Here is a 16,007-nt window from a genome sequence, read left to right as displayed (position 1 = left end):
CCGGGCGGATCGACGCCTGGCGCCGCGCCGCCGGGAGACATACGCATGCAGACCACCCAACTCACCGACTGGAACCAGTTCATGGAGCTGACGACTCAGCTCGACGGCTGGGCGTTTCGCGGGCAGCAGAATGCCCAATGGCGGCTGGAAAGCTCGCTCTCACGCTATATGCGCGATTACGTGGACGACCACAGCCAATGGCGCGCGCGCGAGGAGCGCGCGATTCGCGTGTTTCGCCGCAAGGCGCATAACTTTCTCGCGCATCCCGACATCCTCGCCGACGATCTGCGCTGTCTCGCGCTGATGCAGCACCACGGCGCACCCACGCGTCTGCTCGACTTCACCAAGAGCCCGTTCGTGGCGGCTTTTTTCGCGCTCGAACGCGCGACCGGCGACGCCGCCGTCTATGCGCTCAACACGCCCGCGCTCTGGAACAACCGCGCGCGCCCGAAGAGCGATCCCTTGCTCACGCGCGACGTGATCGATCCGCGCGCACCGGGTCACTTCGAGCGCTATTTCTTCTGCAACACGCATGAGATTCTCTGGTCGGGCGAGCCGTCCGAAATGGACGACCGGCTGGTGGCGCAGTCGGGCACCTTCGTGTTGCCGGGCGTGATCGACAAGCCCTTGCAGGCGATCCTCGACGGCTACGAGACCAACGAGGAACTGCTGCATCAGATCGTGTTGCCCGCGAGCCTGCGCATGGATGCGATGAAGTGGCTGTATCGCATGAACATCACCAATGCCTCGCTGTTTCCGGGGCTCGACGGGCTGGCCCGCTCGATTGCCGTGGAACTGGAAATCGTCTGGTCGGGGATGATGCAGGCGCCGTGAAGGTGCCGTGAAGGTGCCTGAACGCGCGCGGCGATGCGTGCGCATCGCCTGCTTCGAAATGCATCGAAAACGCCGCTCAAGCCACTCAAGCCGCGCACGTCCCGCCCGCGAGCAAACGCGGATCGGGCGCGAGCAACGTGCGCAGTGTCTGCAACGAAACCGGCCGCGAAAACCAGAAACCCTGCGCCTCGTCGCAGCCCAGCTCGCGCAAGCGTTGCGCTTGCTCAGCGGTCTCGATGCCCTCGGCCGTCACCTTGAGTTCCAGCGCGTGCGCCATCGAGATGATCGCGCCCACCAGCGCTTCGCTGCGCGGGTCCGAGGCCATCTTCGACACGAACGAGCGCTCGATTTTCAGGCGACTGAGCGGCAGGCTCGCGAGCCACGAGAGATTCGAATAGCCGGTGCCGAAATCGTCCACGGCCACTTCGATTCCGAGCGCGCGCAGCGCACGCAGCGTGCGTACCGTGCAGCCCGTATCGGCGAACAGCATGCTTTCGGTGATCTCGATTTCGAGCTGATCGGGCGCGAGCGCGGCGCGCTCCAGGGCGGCCTCGATCTGCGCCGCGAATTGCGGATTGCCGAACTGCTGCGGCGACACGTTGACGGCCACCCTCGGCAGCGTGCGCGCGAGGCGCTGCAACTGGCCGGTTTCCCGACAGGCGGTCGTCATGACCCACGCGCCGATGGTGTCGATCAACGCGGCTTCCTCCGCGATGGGGATGAACTCGGCCGGACTCACGAGCCCGTGCGCGGGATGACGCCAGCGCAGCAAGGCCTCGGATTGCACGATGGCGCCGGTCTGTAGCGAGACGCGCGGCTGATAGAGCAGAAACAGTTCGCGGGCGTCGATTGCGTGGCGCAGCGCGTTTTCCAGTTCGAGTTGCCGCGTCGCGCGCTGCTCCTGGGCGCGCAGGAAGCGGCAGACCTGGCTGCGCCCCGTGCGGCGCGCCTCGGAAACGGCCACGCCTGCGCGCCGCACGAGCGTGGCGGCATCGTCGCCGTCGGCGGGATGCAGCGCCGTGCCGATGTTCATGCTCACCGACGCGCGGCGCTTGCCGGGTTCGCGCGCCTCGCGTTCCGGATGCACGGGATCGTCGCCTTGCGCGAAGGCCTCCATCAGTGCCTGCGCGATCTCTTCGGCCTCGTCGCCGCGGCCCGGCAGCGCGAGTGCGAACTGATCGCCGCCAATGAAGCCCATCGGACAATCGCCGCACAGCGCCTGCGCGAGCCGGCGCAGCCGCGCGCCCGCGTATTCGAGCGCGAGATCGGCGCCTTCGGGGCCAAGGGCTTCGCGCGTCTTGTGCAGATCGTCGATTTCGATCACGAGCACGGTGAGCGGCTCGCCGCTGCGGCGACTGCGCGCGAGCGAGAGGTCGAGTCGTTCGAGGAAGAGCTCGCGGTTGGGCAGGCGCGTCGCGCTGTCGTGATTGGAGACGTACCAGAGGCGCGCCTCGGCGTGGGCGTGACGCGTGGTGTCCACGGCGATGCCCACATAGTGACCGGCATACTGCGTCTCCAGTGCGCCCGTGAGCGGCGCCATCGCCAGCGAGACCGGCACACGCGTGCCGTTGCGCCGCACGTAGGCCCATTCGCCACGAAACTGTTCGACGGCGCTTGCGCCCGCGCCGGGCAATGAGCCGACGCGGCGTGCCAACTCGGCGGGGTCGTGCAGCGAGAGGAATTTGCGCTGGCCGATCAGGTCCGCTTCGCGGTAGCCGGTCAGTTGCTCGTAGGCCGCATTGACGCGCGCGAAGACGCCGTCGGGGCGGCACAGGAACGCGCCGAAGGGCGCGGCGAGAAAGGCCGATTCATAGACGCTGGGCGTGCTCATCGAAGTCCTGTGCGCTAGGGCAAGAGCGAACGAGTGCGAACGCGCGCGCCGCCGGGCGTAGCGGCGCGCGTCGCCTCGTCGTGATGAGCAGCGACGAAGCAGAAGCCATGCCATATCCGATGCGCGCGCAACGGACTGAAGGACGCTGGCGGGATGCACGCATTACGTAACGCGCGCGATGCCTACTGCGTGCGCGTTACGTTACGCCCGCCGCGCGGGCTTACTGCGCCTCGGGGCGTGGCAGGTTCAGACCGTGCGCGAGCCGCGTGGCCTTGAATTCGGTCACGGTGTAGGCGGCGAGCCCTTGTTGCGCGAACGGATCGGCGGCGAGGATGGCGTCGAGCCGTGCGCGCTCCATGTTCGACGCGACGATCACGCCGCCATCGCGCGGCAGCTTCGGCCCTGCCGCGATGAAGTGGCCGGCGGCGAATTGCGTGTCGAGAAACGTGCGATGCGCGGGCAGGGCATCGTCGATGCGATCGAGCGAGGCGGTATAGGTCAGCGAGACGATGTACATGCGGGCATCCTTCAAAGTCGGTGGCGGGGATTGTAGCGGCGCGCGCTTAACTCGCCCGGCTCGTTGCCATTGCCTGCAATGCCGCGTGTTGCAGCAGCATGATGGTCTTGCCATCGACGATCTCGCCGCGCTCGATCGCGGCCAACGCCTCGCTCAGGGGCATTTCGATCACCTCGAGATCCTCGCCTTCTTCCGCGAGACCACCGCCCTCGCTGATCCGCGTGGAGTCGTCGTACTCGCCCATGTAGAGTTGGAGTTTTTCCGTTACCGAGCCGGGGCTCATGAACGCCTCGAACACCTTGCGCAGATTGCGCACGCGATAGCCGGTTTCCTCTTCGACTTCGGCGCGGATGCGCTCGTCTGGCGAAGCCTGATCGAGCAGACCCGCGGCGGCTTCGATCAGCATGCCGTCATGGCCGTTGACGAAGGCGGGCATGCGGAACTGGCGCGTGAGCACGACGTTGCCGGTGGCGGGGTTGTGCAGCAGGATGGTCGCGCCGTTGCCGCGGTCGTAGGTCTCGCGGCTCTGGCGCTGCCAGCTGCCGTCGCGACGCAGGTAATCGAAGGTGACCTTGCGCAGGACATACCAGTTGTCCGAAAGCACGGTGGTGTCGACGATGCGGACGCGGTCTTGGGTGGAAGTCACAGGGGGCTCCAGACGGGGATCGGAAGGGGAAATTAGACAGGCTGATCGCCGCATGATAGCGTGCAGACTCGTGCATGTTCAAGAAATTTCGTGCAACCGTGGTCGAAGCCGGACTGACTTGTCTGCGTGCGGACCACCTGCTCTAATGGCTTCGCGCGGCCACCAATCAGGATCTATGAAATCGAAATTGAAAACTCAACGCGCGTGGATTGCGGCGCTGATGGTGCTGACGTTAGCGGCTTCGGCATGCAGTCGCGGTGCGACTGGTGGTCAGACGGTCAGCTTCGGAACGAGTGCCGATAGCAAGTGGGACGATGCGAATATCGACATCATTACGGCGGGTTCGTACAACTACACCGACTACGATATTTACCACGTCTATCTCTTGCCGCCCGACGCGAAGAGCCTCGACGATGCGGCGAGTGCCGATGGCGCGAGAGCCACGCCTCAGTCCGATACGCAATGGGAAGGCGGCCCCGGCGGGCGAGCGAGTCTCGCCTGGGACTTCCGCTGGAAGACGCCGATGAAGATGAAGGTCTGGTGGGAGCGTGTTGTTGACGCGAAGGTGTACGCATCGAGCAATAACTACGACCCGTACACCCATCGGGAAACTGAACCGGGTATCGCGTGGTGCGAGGGGGAAATCACCGTTACGCGACCGCCCGTCAAGGACAAGAGCGGTGGGCTACTGCTGCATTTCTTTCCTGACGGGCGTGTTGAGGGTGACATGGATTTTTCTGTGGACGGCCAACCGGTGAAGGTCGACATCGCCAAACGCAACGAGCAGCCCAAACTGACCGGTCGGTCCTGCCTGAAGGAAATACCCAATCCATTCTACGGCCGCAAGAAACCTGCTCAGTGGAATTGAGGAGGCACCCGTGCGCGGGCCCCGCAACGGGGTCCCCCATGACCGTCACGCAAGGGCCGCTTCCTGTTAACCCGTTGCGAGCGCAACGACAAGTTCCGGCAGCGGGTCATGGGCCCTGGCGTGAACCGGAAGAGATAGCGGCATATTCGCCGTCAGACCTTCGCCCACGGTTTGCTCAATCTGCGCGAGCACATCCGCAATCAGCGTCTGCCGGCGGCGAAAGGCAGCACGACGGTTCGACGGAACCTCGCTGATATCGCGGTGATACGGGCGCAGCGGCAGCACGAAGCGCCCATTGGTCTCGACACCGCCCATCTCGCCCCAGAAGCCGTCGTAGTCCGCGCTAAACCGAACGTCGGTGGCGGAGGAAACGTGCGTCTTCTTCGTCACGCCGGTCAGCATCTCCACGTCGGCGAGCCGGCAGAACTCGCCAATCGCTTCCATCACGGCGGCCTTCGGGCGCAAGCCGTGGCATGCACGCGTGGCTTCGCGCACGCGCTCCCGATCCGCGCCGGCGGGGCCTTGCAGGCCCCCGATCAGCACGCCCCGTTTGCCCGATTCGGGATGCTGTTCGAAGCTGACGGTCGCCCAAGCCAGATCGACGTTGCTAACCGTGTCGCGCCACGCGACGCTCAGCAAACCTTCGCGCCAGCAGCGCACCGGCTCGCTCACCACGAGCGCAAATCCACCGCTGGACGCCAAGGTCACGTGTTCCGTATTCAGGTAGAGCCTGCGCGCACGATCTTCACCAAACAGTTCGCGGACCACCCGAAAATGATTGCGCAGGAGTTCGGCGCGCGCGCGGGCAGGCATGTTGGCCTGGCCAAAACAATGAAAAGGCCGCTCGAGAAAGCGACGGCTGCGGATCGCCTTATCCGCAAGCAGAACATTCGTCGTCAGTGCCTTCAACCAGATCTGGGCCGCGAGCGGATTGAGCATCGCGTACATCAGGACACGGATTTTCCGGAAGAGGTCTTGAGGCGCTCGCCCAGGAATCGATCTGGAAAGCAGGCGGAAAAATTCAAGAATTGACTTCATGGGCCACGAACTTATTGATTTGCCGGGAATAGAGCGAGCGTGCAGGCACCCGGCGATAATTCAGTAGCCACTGCCAGCGAGCTTTTCTTCAAAGGAGTGGCTGCGAGAAAATAAACTTAAATTATCTGGATGGCTAAATAATTGCCGGATCGCTATCGCGTGGACGATGCGGGATCAAGCGTAACGGTGATTCAATTCGCGGCTGTCAGACATCGAAGATCGGCCCGTACTGACGAGTCGAAGTGCGCATGCAAATAAATCGCATTCCTTATCAACAAAGATGGATTCGTTCGCTGATTGACAATGCGCTTTCATATCTCGCTGTCACACAGTTGTCATTCGGAGAGCTAAAGCGCGCATTCTAGCGGCAATCGCATCGAGGCTGCCGGATTATGCAATGTTTCTAGGTGTTACGCAATATTACTGATTATTTTTCAACGTATTCGCTATTTCTTACGTTGACATTACTTCGTAGCCGTAGTGAATGAACGCCCGCTGGGCTCTGCTCACGCAAAGTGTTGCGCCCAATGCAAGGTTGCTGGGCGGCAAGGATAGCGGTGTCGTGTAATAAATGCAAATCATTTGCATTTGACAGAAGGGTGACGCTGCGTGGCGGATTCTGCAGGGGGGGCCCGGGTTACGTCTTGCGCGGATTGCCGCCGACCATGAAAAGGCGATTTTTCTGCAGGGTTTGTTCGTCGATTGCGCTGACTTCTTCCGGGGCGGTGGGCGTCGCGCGCGCGTCCTCAAGCGCGGGACCGGTATAGCGTCCGCGCGGGCGGATGACCTTGCCCACGCGCAGTTGTTCGATGCAGTGTGCGAGCAGGCCCACGCTGCGGGCCGTGGCGAACAAGGCGAACGCCGCGTCGCGCGGCAGCTTCAACTGGGCCGCGAGCGCCGCCAGCGCGACGTCGATAGTGGGCTTGAGGCCGGTGAGCTGCACCACTTTGGCGATGAACGCCGTGAGTTCGGCCGGCGGGTTCAATGCGTCGAGCAGGGCCTCGGCGCGCGGGTCGCCGTCCGGATAGAGATGGTGGCCGAAGCCGGGAACGGGAATGGCCGACTGAAGATGATGGGTGACGACCTGGTCCGGTCCGAGCCGGGTCACGTCGTCGAATACGGCGCGCACGCGCCCTGATGCGTCGCCGTGAAGCGGGCCCGAAAAGGTTGCGAGACCCGTGAGCAGGCAACCGGGCAGCGACGCGCCCGTGGAAGCGGTGATGCGGGCGGCAAACGCCGAACTGGTGATTTCGTGATCGGCGACGAGCACCATCGCCTTGCGGATCAAAGCGGCGCCTTCGGCCTGCTGGCCCCAGCCGTGCGCGAGCCGTTCGTGAAGCGGTGCGGCCGCGCCGTCGCCGCACGCGCCAAACGCCTGCGCGACGGTTGCGACGAGTTGGCCGGCTTCTACGTGCAAGGCCTTGTCGGTGCGCCCGAGGGTGGAGTGGCCGTTGGCCGCGAGCGCCGCGAGCGATGTGAACGCACATTGCCTGCCGCGTGCTTCGCCGTGCAGCGCCGGTTCGTTGGCATCGAAGGGAAACACGATCGGCGCGCGCGCGTTCCACAACAACGTGGCGACTTCTTCGAGCGTGGCGTGTTCCGCGAGGCGCAAGGTGTCGCGTCCGCGATAGTACGGACGTCCCTTGGAAAACGTCGTGATGCCGCTATAGATGCATGGCTCCGCGCCGAAAATCGTGCCCGCGGCCAGCGCCTCGCGCTTGCGACCGACCTGTTTCTTGCGACACAGAACCGCGACGTCTTCCGCGCGATAAAGACTTTTGCGCGGGTTGTGCGGATCGGGCATGACCGCGATATTGCCGCGGCTCGCATAGGCATAGACGGTCTGTGCTTGCACGCCGAGCTGCCGCGCGGCTTCGGTCAGGGTGATCCAGTTTCGCATAGGGGAATGGGCGGCGATGCGGGAATGCGGGCTGTGCCCGATGGGCGACCCGGCCCATCTTGAGCGCTTTTCACTGAAAAGTCATCTCCGCCGGGCGGCGTTCCAGCACTTCGACGAGCACGTCGCCCGGCGCGCGCACAAAGCACGCGCGCACACCGGGGCGGATCTGGCGAATTGGCTCGACGATCTGTGCCTCGCAATGCGTGAGATGCGCGAATGCCGCATCGAGATCGTCCACCGTGACGCCGAAGTGATCGATGCCTTCGCGCCGCGAGGCATCGGCTGGAGAGACGGTGTTCGAGTGCGCGAGCGGGGTGATGAACAGGTTGATCGCGCCGATGCGCAGATCCACGCGCCCGGGACGGCGCACGATTTCGGCATTCAGGCAACGCGCGAACCAGGCAGCGGTGGCTTCCGCATCGGCTGAACAGAGTTGCAGATGATCCCAGCGAAATTCAATCGCGCGTTTATCGTGTGACATGCGAGTACCTTAGAGTTCGATCCGGGAGAGCTTGCCCAGCAGGACGGAATACGAGAGCGTGCCGACAAGACAGATGCCTCCCATCAGATTGAGCGCCCAGTAAAAGTGGCCCGTGTGCTGCGTGATATAGCCGATCATGAGCGGTGTCGTGACGCCCGCGATATTCGCGGCGAGACTCGTGATGCTGCTGGTGAGGCCCACATACTGGCGTGGCGCGATTTCCGCCACGGCCGCCCACGACATCGAACCGACGCCCTGGGCGAAAAACGCCACGGTGAGAATCGCAATCACGAGCTCATTCGACTCGACGAAATTGACGAGCACCACCGACGCACCCAACAACGTGCCGATGATGAGCGGCGCTTTACGCGCCGTGGAAACCGACACGCCGCGGCGAATGAAAAAGTCCGAGAGAAAACCTGCGCTGAGAATGCCGAGCGTCGCGCCAAGGAACGGCATCGCCTGAAAAATGCCCACCTTGATCATCGACATGTGACGCGCTTCGATCAGATAAGTCATGAACCACGTCGTGAAGAAGACCAGCAGCGTGTTGTTGCAGAACTTGCCCAGACAGATCGCGAGAATCTGCCGGTAGCCGAGCAGCTTCAGCGCCATGCGCCAGTTGAACTTGTCGCGCGGCTTGCGTGCGGCAGGGGCCACGCCTTCGTTAATGTGCTGCAATTCCGCCGCGTTCACGGCGCGATGCTTGAACGGATCGCGATACGCGCGATACCACAGCACGCTAAAGAGCATGCCAAAGCCGCCCGTGACGAAAAACACCGAACGCCATCCATACACGGACGAAATCCAGAGCAGCAAGCCGGTGAAGAGCGGCGTGCCCACGTATTGCCCCATCACGTAGACGCTCGTGGCGAAGCCGCGCTCCTGTACCGGAAACCACAACGTGACCGCGCGCGTGTTCGAGGGAAAGGCCGGCGTTTCGAGCGCGCCCATGGCGAGGCGCGATCCGAGCAGCATGTGATAACCGTTCGCGAAGCCTTGCGTGAGCGTCGCGAACGACCAGCCGACGAGCGAGAGCGCATAGGCCACGCGTGAACCGAGCACGTCGGTCAGCACGCCGCCGGGAACGAGCGCGATCGAGTAGGCGAGGCCGAAGGCCGCGAATAACTCGCCCATCTGCATCTTGTTGAGACCGAGATCCTTCGAGAGGCCCGGCGCGACAATTCCCAGCGCGGAGCGATCGACGTAGTTGAGAATCGTGGCGACCAGCAGCATTGAGAGCACGAAATAGCGGACCTTCGTGCGTTTCGTGCTGTGTGCGTAGGCCTGGGTGCCTGCCGCCAAGGGCTGTTCCTCTGCGTATTTCATCGGTGTCTCCATGTCAGGGCGGTTTTTTTCTTATGGGTCCGCGCAAGCGGACTATCCGCGGCCGACGAACGGCATGGTGGTGGCCATGATGGTCATGTTCAGGATATTGGCTTCGGGCGGCAGCATGGCCATATGCACGACCGCATTCGCAACGTGCTCCACGTCCATGCGCGCCTCGGGCGCAGTGCGCCCGTCCGCTTGCAGCACGCCCCGGTTCATGCGTTCGGTGAGCGGCGTTGCCGCATTGCCGATGTCGATCTGCCCGCAGGCGATATTGAACGCGCGTCCGTCGAGCGCAATCGAGCGCGTGATGCCGGTGACGGCATGCTTGGTCGCCGAATACGCGATCGTGTTCGGTCGCGGAGAATGGGCGGAGATCGAACCGTTGTTGATGATCCTGCCGCCCTGCGGCGACTGCGCTTTCATCAGCCGATACGCCGCGCGTGCACACAGAAAGACGCCCGTGAGGTTGGTGGCCACCACGTCGTTCCAGAGATCGAGTTCGTAGTCTTCGAGCGGCACCGCGCCCGCGTTGCGGCCCGCATTGTTGAACAGTACGTCCAGGCGACCGAAGGACTGCGAGATCTGTGCAAACGCGTGCTCGACCGAATTGGCATCCGTTACGTCGGCGGTAAAGGGCTGCGCTTCGCCGCCAATCACGCCGATGGCTTCCTTCGTTTCCAGCAAGGGCTCGATGCGGCGCCCGATCAGCGCTAGCGTGAATCCGGCTTTAGCGAGCGCAATGGCCGCGGCCCGGCCGATGCCGGAACCCGCGCCTGTGACTGCTGCAATGGGTTTCGATGCTGGCATTTCCCGTCCTCTCGTCGATATTCGGTTGAGTACGGAAAAAGAATTGCACTCGCGTACCAGGCCGGGCAATCTTGATTGGTTGAATCAACATCAAAGGGCTTTCCAGCCGGGGCGCCCATCAGGGATTGTCCCGATGAGGTGTTGGAGGTGCGCAGGATTGGGGCGCGCGCGGTCGACCCGTTATTTAAGGGGCAAAACGCGCGATGCATGCGTTGATTGATTGAATCAAGATTGACGCGCTGGCGTGCGCTTTCGTAGTCTCTCGACGTCTCTCGACCAAAGGAAAGCACCATGCCGGACAATCATCGCACCAGGCTGCTCGTCGCACGCAGGGTTCCCGCCGCCGTGGCGAAAAGAGCAGAAACGCAATTTCATGCCTATGTGACCGACGCCGATATGGACTCGTGGTCAGTGGTCGACTTCTGCGCGAAGCACGCGGTGCCCGCGGTGCTGATCGGCAAGAAGTCGGGGCTTCAGGCCGAGCACATCGCCGCGCTGCCGCCGACCGTGAAGATCATCGCGAATGCGAGTGCGGGCGTCGATCATCTGGACGTGGCGGCGGCGCGCGAACGCGGCATCGTCGTGACGAACGCGCCCGATGCGCTGACCGAATGCACCGCGGATTTCACGATGCTGCTCGTGCTGGCGGCGTGCCGTCGCGCGTCGGAATATGAGCGCATCATGCGCGCCGGTTGGGGCAAATCGTTCGGCATGACCGACATGCTCGGCACGCGCGTGAATGGCAAGACGCTGGGTATTGTCGGATTCGGGCGGATTGGCCGCGCGGTGGCGCGACGCGCGCAAGGGTTCGGCATGCGCGTGATCTACACGGATATTCAGCGCGCTGCGCCCGCGCTGGAAAACGGCGCGACGTTCTACGAAAGTCTCGACGCGATGCTGCCGCACAGCCAGGTGCTGACGCTGCACGTGCCGGGCGGCGGTGCGCCGATCATGACGAGCAGGGAGTTCGCTCGCCTGCCGCAAGGCGCGGTATTCGTGAACGCTGCGCGCGGTGGTCTCGTGGACGAGGACGCGCTTTACGCGGCGCTGACCTCGGGGCATCTCTTTGGCGCGGGCCTGGACGTCTACCGCGGCGAGCCGAATGTGGACCCGCGCTTCGCCGGCCTCGATAACGTGTTCCTCACGCCGCATATGGCGAGCGCCACGATCGAGACACGCGATCAGATGGGCTTCACGGCGCTCGATAACGTGGCGGCCGTGCTCGACGGCGCGCCTGCGTTCAATCCGGTTTAAGGCGAGGGAGCGCGTCCGGTGCGAAGCCATGCACGGACGCGCTTATTTCGTTGTCCTCTTGTTAGCGGAAGCCCCTGATTTTCCACGGCCCGCTTTCGACGTCCCAGCGGGCTTGCGCAGCGCCGCCAACGCCTCCTTGAGTAGTTCCAGCCAGTTTTCCTCGTAGCGAACGCCGGCTCGCAGAACCAAATGTTGCAGGGCGGTTTCACGATCCTGCGGCTCGATGGCGAAGTCTCTTTGCTCGATTTCCCGATAGTTAGCGAGCTTTTCCTCGTGCAGGCTCATCCGGCGCTGGATCTCCTTGTCCAGGCCCGTGGGGCCGACTGCGGCCTCGGCTCGCAGCCGCACCATGAACTCGTCGCGCAGCGCGGCGGGTTCATCCTCCTGAGGGATCCAGGCCCTCAACTCATCGCGCCCGGCAGGCAGAACCCGATAGGCGCGCTTGCGTCCCCGCGTGGATGCTTCAGGAAGCGACTCGATCAGACCGGCCTCCTCCAGACGCGCCAGTTCGCGGTAGATCTGCTGATGGGTCGCGTGCCAGAAATAGCCAATCGAGCGGTCAAAGCGCGCGGCGAGTTCCGATCCGGAGCAGGAGCGTTCGACCAGCGCGGTGAGCAAGGCGTGCGGAAGTGACATCGGATTAATCGGAACAATAAGCGGAACAATAAGCCGGCCAGTTGGCCTGGTAGTGAGCGATATAGAGGAGGTTTTCGAAATTCTCGCATCCGCTTGACTCTCTATGCAACTGGTTGCATTATCGACCGCACCTTCATGCAACCAGTTGCATAAACATGACAAATCACTATCCCCACCTTCTGAATCCGCTCGACCTGGGCTTTACGACCCTGAAGAACCGCGTGCTGATGGGCTCCATGCACGTTGGCCTGGAGGAAGTCCCGAATGGCTTCGAGCGCATGGCCGCGTTTTACGCCGAGCGTGCGCGCGGCGAGGTGGGGTTGATCGTGACGGGCGGCATTGCGCCGAACGAACGCGCGCGCCCCATGCACGGCGGCGCCATGTTGACGACGGAGGAGGAGGCCGGGAAGCACCGCGTGATTACGCGCGCCGTGCACGCGGAAGGCGGCAAGATCGCCATGCAGATCCTGCATTTCGGGCGCTATTCGTATCAGCCCACCCTGGTTGCGCCCAGTGCGCTGCAAGCGCCGATCAATCCCTTTACACCCCACGAACTGAGTGACGAAGAGGTGGAAGCCACCATCGACGATTTCGTTCGCTGCGCCGCGCTCGCCCAGCACGCGGGTTACGACGGCGTGGAAATCATGGGCTCCGAGGGCTACCTCATCAACGAGTTCATTGCGATGCGCACCAATCATCGCACCGACCGTTGGGGCGGCAGCTACGAGAACCGCATACGCTTCGCGGTGGAGATCGTGCGCCGGGTGCGCGAGCGCGTCGGCCGCGATTTCATCATCATTTACCGGCTCTCGATGCTCGATCTGGTGGAAGGCGGCTCGACCCTGGAGGAAGTGATCCAGCTCGCCCAGGCCATCGAGCGGGCGGGCGCGACCATCATCAATACCGGCATTGGCTGGCACGAGGCGCGCGTGCCCACCATCGCCACCAAGGTGCCGCGCGGCGCGTGGGGCTGGGTCACGCAGCGGCTGATGGGCAAGGTCTCGGTGCCGCTCGTCGCCACCAACCGCATCAATACGCCCGAACTCGCCGAGCAACTGCTGGCGGATGGCGTGTGCGACATGGTGTCGATGGCGCGTCCGTTCCTCGCCGATGCCGACTTCGTGCGCAAGACCCGCGAGGGCCGCGCCGACGAGATCAATACCTGCATCGGCTGCAATCAGGCCTGTCTCGACCACACCTTCGCGGGCAAGGTCACGTCCTGCCTCGTCAATCCGCGCGCCTGCCACGAGACCGAACTCGTCATCCAGCCCGCCGCGCAGCGCAAACGCGTGGCCGTCGTGGGCGCGGGGCCAGCCGGTCTCGCCTGTGCCGTGACGGCGGCCGGCCGCGGCCATGCCGTGACGCTTTTCGAGGCCAGCGCGGAGATCGGCGGTCAGTTCAACATTGCCAAAAAAGTGCCGGGAAAGGAGGAGTTCTACGAGACGTTGCGCTACTTCCGCCGCCAGATCGAATTGAGCGGCGTTGAGCTTCGTCTTGGCGTGCGCGCGAGCGCCGAACAGCTGCAGCGTGAGGGCTTCGATGAAATCGTGGTGGCGACCGGCGTTCTGCCGCGCGAACTGCACATCGAAGGCGCTCACCATCCGAAGGTGCTGGGCTATCTTGACGTGCTGCGCGACGGCAAGCCGGTAGGCGCGAATGTCGCCATCGTGGGCGCTGGCGGGATTGGTTTCGACGTGGCCGAATACCTCGTGCATGAGGGCGAGTCCGCGAGCCTCGACCCGCAAAAATTCTTCGCCGAATGGGGCGTGGACACGGACTATGCCGAACGCGGCGGACTGCGCCGGGCAGCGGTGGGTCCGGCTGCGCGCCGCGTGCATCTGCTGCAACGCCGGCAGTCGAAGGTGGGCGAGAATCTCGGCAAGACGACGGGCTGGATTCACCGCACGGCGTTGAAGGCGCGAGGGGTCGGGATGTCTTCCGCGGTGGAGTATCAGCGCGTCGACGACGAAGGACTGCACGTGAGCGTCGACGGTGTGCCCCAAACCCTCGCCGTGGACAACGTGGTGGTTTGTGCGGGACAGGAGCCGCTGCGCGAACTGGCCGATCAGTTGCAGGCCGCCGGGCGTCAGGTCCATGTGATTGGCGGCGCCGCGAAAGCCGCCGAGCTCGACGCGAAGCGGGCTATCCGCGAAGGCACGCTGCTCGCCGCCTCGCTTTGAACGTGGTGTTCAACCTTCCTTCAATTCGGAGTACCTATGAATGACGCCGCACTGAACCTGCCGCCCGCCGTTGCGCGGTCCCTCGCGATCTGGCATGAGATGGTGGCCAGCAAGGACCTCGGCAGGCTGGAGTCCATCGTTCATCCCGAGGCGGTGTTCCGCTCGCCGATGGCGTTCAAGCCGTACGGCCCCGCGCCTGCCTTGCTGATGGCGCTGCGCACCGTGATCACCATTTTCGAGGGCTTTACCTATCATCGCCAGTTCAGCAGTGCCGATGGCCTCGATATCGTGCTCGAATTCAGCGCCACTGTGCAGGACAAGCAACTCAAGGGCATCGACATGATCCGCTTCGACGAGTCGGGGCGGATCGTGGACTTCGAGGTGATGATCCGCCCGTTCAACGCCTTGCAGACGCTGGGTGCGGAAATGGGCACCCGTCTTGCGCAGTTTCTGCCTGCTTATAAGGTCTGATAAAAGCGAGGTCTGACAAAAGCGAACGCGGGAAACAGGCCGACGCTACGTTCAAAAAAACGTGCGTCGCCCGGTCAGGCGTGAGGTTGCTGAAGCCACGCGCGCGGATGCGTCGCCGCTGTTGTGAAAGACCAGCGGAGATCGAAGGGCGCATTGGCCACGCCGAATTGCTGCGTGAGCCGCCCGGTCGCGTGCACCGTATAAGTCGTTTGAGGGCGCAGCGGCGAGAACGGCGTGCAGACGGCGGTATTGCGGCCGGCATCGGCAGCGGTGAGGGGCGCAATCTGGCACCGCACCTTCTTGCCGTGTCCGTCGCGAAGGTCGAACGTGGCGAGTTCGATGTGCGCGTTGGTGCCGCCGGAGAGCGTGATCGGGTAGCCGAGCACGGCGCCACGGTAACGCGTGTCGGGGCCCATCGGGTCCGGCTGTTCGATGTCCTGCCACGCGAGCGGCGCGTCCTTCTGCCCGTCATAGGGCCAGGCGACGAGTTCGGTTGCGCCGATCGTGGGATGCGGATCGGCGAAATCGACCACGATGACCTGGCTATTGCCCGAAGCCACCGCTTCGCCTGCGCGGGCCCAGTCGTAGAGCATGGCGCCGCGATGATAGGGCGAATCGAAAATCTCCTCCATGGGCAGTTCCGGCGCGCGTTGTCCGCCATAGACGGCGAACACTTCGCTCGCGCCCGATGTCTGCGTGTGCAGACGCACGCGTGCAGTCACATCGGCCGCGGAAAAGCCCGGCAGCCCTGCATTTTCCTCGTGGCCCGCCGTGCGATTCGCTTCGAGATAGGAGGCGTGGGCCGCCGCCGCTTTGGCCACCAGCGGGTCCGCGGCGAGCGTGGCTAAACCCAGCTCCGCGCGTCGCGCGTTCAGGTAGGCGATGGCGCCGAGCGGGCGGGCGCCCGGTCGATCGGCAAGCGCGGCCGCGCCGGGCGCCGCTGCGCCGGGCGCGGCGCGCAGCGTGATGCGCGGTCCTAGGTAGGGCGGCTCGGAGGCTTGCTGGGCGGGTTGTGTCGCGCATCCGGCGAGTTGCATCAGGGCAATCGAAATCGGGGCGATCGAAATGAGGGCGGTAGCGAGTGACTGGCGGGACATCGTTTTATCGGTTATTGGCGACGCATGATACGTCCCAGACTGCATATCGGCAGCGAAACCCGCAAATTTAGGCGCCGTCGGGCGGGCTCGCAGCCCTTGAACCAGCCCTTGACCT

General features: G+C 63.9%; 15 protein-coding genes. 5 read left to right on the top strand and 10 right to left on the bottom strand.

The window, feature by feature from the left end; genetic code table 11:
- The first annotated feature begins 45 nt into the window (after positions 1–45).
- Positions 46–834 carry an FRG domain-containing protein gene (locus tag U5782_RS14850; protein WP_322044584.1) on the top strand — a complete coding sequence of 263 codons (789 nt, stop codon included), beginning with the start codon at positions 46–48 and terminating at the stop codon, positions 832–834.
- Positions 835–919: 85 nt separating this feature from the next.
- Here U5782_RS14850 and U5782_RS14845 read toward each other — a convergent pair whose 3' ends face one another.
- The 3 genes from U5782_RS14845 to U5782_RS14835 form a co-directional block, all read right to left on the bottom strand.
- On the bottom strand, positions 920–2,665 hold the full coding sequence (locus U5782_RS14845; RefSeq protein ID WP_322044583.1) for a putative bifunctional diguanylate cyclase/phosphodiesterase: 1,746 nt from the start codon (positions 2,663–2,665) through the stop codon (positions 920–922).
- A 220-nt stretch (positions 2,666–2,885) separates the two neighbouring features.
- On the bottom strand, positions 2,886–3,182 hold the full coding sequence (locus U5782_RS14840; RefSeq protein WP_322044582.1) for a YciI family protein: 297 nt from the start codon (positions 3,180–3,182) through the stop codon (positions 2,886–2,888).
- A gap of 46 nt (positions 3,183–3,228) precedes the next feature.
- Positions 3,229–3,828 (bottom strand): NUDIX domain-containing protein, encoded by a 600-nt coding sequence (locus tag U5782_RS14835; RefSeq protein WP_322044581.1) that lies wholly within the window; start codon positions 3,826–3,828, stop codon positions 3,229–3,231.
- A gap of 175 nt (positions 3,829–4,003) precedes the next feature.
- On the opposite strand from U5782_RS14835, the gene U5782_RS14830 reads away from it, so the two are divergent.
- The gene (locus tag U5782_RS14830) at positions 4,004–4,696 is read left to right on the top strand and encodes a DUF3304 domain-containing protein (RefSeq protein ID WP_322044580.1); all 693 of its coding nucleotides are present in this window, start codon (positions 4,004–4,006) and stop codon (positions 4,694–4,696) included.
- A gap of 66 nt (positions 4,697–4,762) precedes the next feature.
- Here the strand turns inward: U5782_RS14830 and U5782_RS14825 are convergent, their stop codons facing one another.
- The 5 genes from U5782_RS14825 to U5782_RS14805 form a co-directional block, all read right to left on the bottom strand.
- Positions 4,763–5,635 (bottom strand): DUF535 family protein, encoded by an 873-nt coding sequence (locus U5782_RS14825; RefSeq protein ID WP_322044677.1) that lies wholly within the window; start codon positions 5,633–5,635, stop codon positions 4,763–4,765.
- A gap of 736 nt (positions 5,636–6,371) precedes the next feature.
- Positions 6,372–7,634 (bottom strand): citrate synthase, encoded by a 1,263-nt coding sequence (locus U5782_RS14820; RefSeq protein WP_322044579.1) that lies wholly within the window; start codon positions 7,632–7,634, stop codon positions 6,372–6,374.
- 70 nt (positions 7,635–7,704) lie between these two features.
- Positions 7,705–8,115: a VOC family protein gene (locus U5782_RS14815; protein WP_322044578.1), complete on the bottom strand. Its 411-nt coding sequence runs from the start codon at positions 8,113–8,115 to the stop codon at positions 7,705–7,707.
- Between the two features lie 9 nt (positions 8,116–8,124).
- Positions 8,125–9,444 carry an MFS transporter gene (locus U5782_RS14810; RefSeq protein ID WP_322044577.1) on the bottom strand — a complete coding sequence of 440 codons (1,320 nt, stop codon included), beginning with the start codon at positions 9,442–9,444 and terminating at the stop codon, positions 8,125–8,127.
- 51 nt (positions 9,445–9,495) lie between these two features.
- Positions 9,496–10,254, bottom strand: coding sequence for an SDR family oxidoreductase (locus tag U5782_RS14805; RefSeq protein ID WP_322044576.1), 759 nt, complete (start codon positions 10,252–10,254; stop codon positions 9,496–9,498).
- Positions 10,255–10,545: 291 nt separating this feature from the next.
- Between U5782_RS14805 and U5782_RS14800 the strand changes: the two genes are divergently transcribed.
- Positions 10,546–11,508 (top strand): D-glycerate dehydrogenase, encoded by a 963-nt coding sequence (locus U5782_RS14800; protein WP_322044575.1) that lies wholly within the window; start codon positions 10,546–10,548, stop codon positions 11,506–11,508.
- Between the two features lie 42 nt (positions 11,509–11,550).
- Here the strand turns inward: U5782_RS14800 and U5782_RS14795 are convergent, their stop codons facing one another.
- Positions 11,551–12,144, bottom strand: a complete 594-nt coding sequence (locus tag U5782_RS14795) for a PadR family transcriptional regulator (protein WP_322044574.1) — start codon at positions 12,142–12,144, stop codon at positions 11,551–11,553.
- A gap of 155 nt (positions 12,145–12,299) precedes the next feature.
- On the opposite strand from U5782_RS14795, the gene U5782_RS14790 reads away from it, so the two are divergent.
- Together U5782_RS14790 and U5782_RS14785 are read left to right on the top strand one after the other, a co-directional pair.
- A complete protein-coding gene (locus tag U5782_RS14790) occupies positions 12,300–14,324 on the top strand; it encodes an NADPH-dependent 2,4-dienoyl-CoA reductase (protein ID WP_322044573.1) in 2,025 nt (674 codons plus the stop codon).
- 36 nt (positions 14,325–14,360) lie between these two features.
- Complete coding sequence (locus U5782_RS14785) at positions 14,361–14,795, top strand: nuclear transport factor 2 family protein (RefSeq protein ID WP_322044572.1); 435 nt, start codon at positions 14,361–14,363, stop codon at positions 14,793–14,795.
- Between the two features lie 74 nt (positions 14,796–14,869).
- On the opposite strand, the gene U5782_RS14780 is transcribed toward U5782_RS14785, so the two are convergent.
- Positions 14,870–15,892: an Ig-like domain-containing protein gene (locus U5782_RS14780; protein WP_322044571.1), complete on the bottom strand. Its 1,023-nt coding sequence runs from the start codon at positions 15,890–15,892 to the stop codon at positions 14,870–14,872.
- Positions 15,893–16,007 lie beyond the last annotated feature (115 nt).

Origin of the sequence: Paraburkholderia sp. J67, assembly GCF_905220265.1 — a bacterium.
GTDB lineage: Bacteria > Pseudomonadota > Gammaproteobacteria > Burkholderiales > Burkholderiaceae > Paraburkholderia.
The sequence above is the reverse complement of the archived record's forward strand: the minus strand, read 5'-3'. Positions and strand labels throughout refer to the sequence as shown.